General features: G+C 67.0%; 1 protein-coding gene. It reads left to right on the plus strand.

All coding sequences use genetic code 11. The features are described from left to right. A partial coding sequence (locus tag D7X74_RS41795) for a CotH kinase family protein (protein WP_233602492.1) occupies positions 1 to 1,611 on the plus strand: 1,611 nt, incomplete at its 5' end. Positions 1,612 to 1,705: the final 94 nt, after the last annotated feature.

A 1,705-nucleotide genomic window follows, 5' to 3' on the forward strand; every position in this document is an offset into this window, starting at 1 on the left:
CCGGTGGACCCGCCGCCCGTGGACCCGCCGCCCGTTCCGGAGGTGGAGCGGCCCTTCACGATGCCGAAGGTGCAGACGGCGCTGGCGGACTACGCGCTGGTCATCCCCGCGGAGGCGATGGCGAAGTTCCAGGCCGACCCGTGGACGGAGGAGCAGGACGCGACGTTCCAGGCCAACGGCAAGAGCTTCCCGGTGAAGGTGCGGCTGCGCGGGGCGTCCGCGCGGTTCTTCGACAAGAAGAGCTGGAACGTCAGCTTCGCGGACAAGGACAAGTTCGAGGGCCGCACGTCGCTCAACCTCGTGGCCGAGTACGCCGACGCGTCGATGCTGGCGGAGAAGATTGCCTACGACCTGCTGACCGCGATGCGGGTGCCGGCGTCCACCGCGAAGTTCGTGCGGCTGTCCGTGAATGGCCAGTACGAAGGCGTGTTCCTGGAGGTGGAGCAGGTCAACAAGGCCTTCCTGAAGGCGCATGCGCTTCCGGACGACGACGCGTCCATCTACCGCGCGGGCTGGAAGGACACCGAGTTCAAGACGTGGAAGGTGCCCTACCAGGGCGACTGGGTGAAGAAGACGAACGAGAAGGAGCCCAACGACGCGCTGTGGGCGGTGCTGGACGTCATCAACCACACGCCGGAGCCGCAGTTCGTCACCACGCTGGAGAAGAACCTGGAGGTGGAGTCCTACGTGCGCTCCATGGTGTTGGACGCGCTGATGTCCAACAACTACGTGGAGGACTCGGAGAGCTACTTCCTGAACGACAAGATCACCGGGCGCTGGCGCTACGTGCCGTGGGACCTGAACAACGTGGACGCGCGCTGGTGGTACACGAACACCGTGCAGGACATGTCCACGTCGACGAACAGCATGAAGCACCCGCTGTTCAACTTCACGCTGCTGGATGGCTGGGTGGAGAAGATGTACCAGCAGCGCAAGCTGGAGACGGGGAGCTACCCGGGCTACCTGCCGGTGTTCTCCAACCTGGGCACGCGCGTGGTGATGAACCCCGTGCTGCGCGCCCGGCTGGAGGCGCGGCTGGACAAGGCGCTGGAGGAGCTGTTCACCCCGGAGGTGATGAACCCGTACATCGACCAGCTCCATGCGCTGGTGGATGCGTCCATGAAGACCGACCCGTACATGGACTACGCGCGCTTCGCCGCGGGCAAGGCGTACATGAAGCGCTTCGTGCAGGTGCGCCGGGACTTCGTGAAGGCGGAGGTGAAGCGGCTGGCGGCGCGGAAGTCCACGCTGGTGCTGAAGGCCTTTGATCCGCGCGCGGGCTGGGTGGAGGTGACCAATGAGGGCACCCAGGCCGTGTCGCTCCAGGGCATGACGCTGACGACGAACCTGCGGGTGAGCCTGGCGGTGAGTGACCATGCGCCCACCCAGGTGGCGCCGCCCACGGGCGTGGTGCTGGGCGACATGACGGTGGCGCCGGGACAGACGGTGCGGCTGGATGCCTCCGCGCTGGGCATCACCTTCCCCGCCAAGGGCGAGGTGGGCCTGTTCGACGGCAAGTCGGTGGTGGGCGTGAAGGACCTGCTCTTCTACGGCGAGCTGCCCGCAGGCAAGCAATACGCGCGGGGCGAGAAGGGCTGGGAGGTGCGCTGAGTCGTCGCGCGGACAGCGGGCCCCGGGTCCGTTGTCCGCCGGGCATCAACCGATGAGGGCGCGACGTGCCGGGCGGGCTGGGACGGGTTAGCAC

It is taken from the genome of Corallococcus sp. CA047B (genome assembly GCF_003612065.1).
GTDB lineage: Bacteria > Myxococcota > Myxococcia > Myxococcales > Myxococcaceae > Corallococcus > Corallococcus praedator.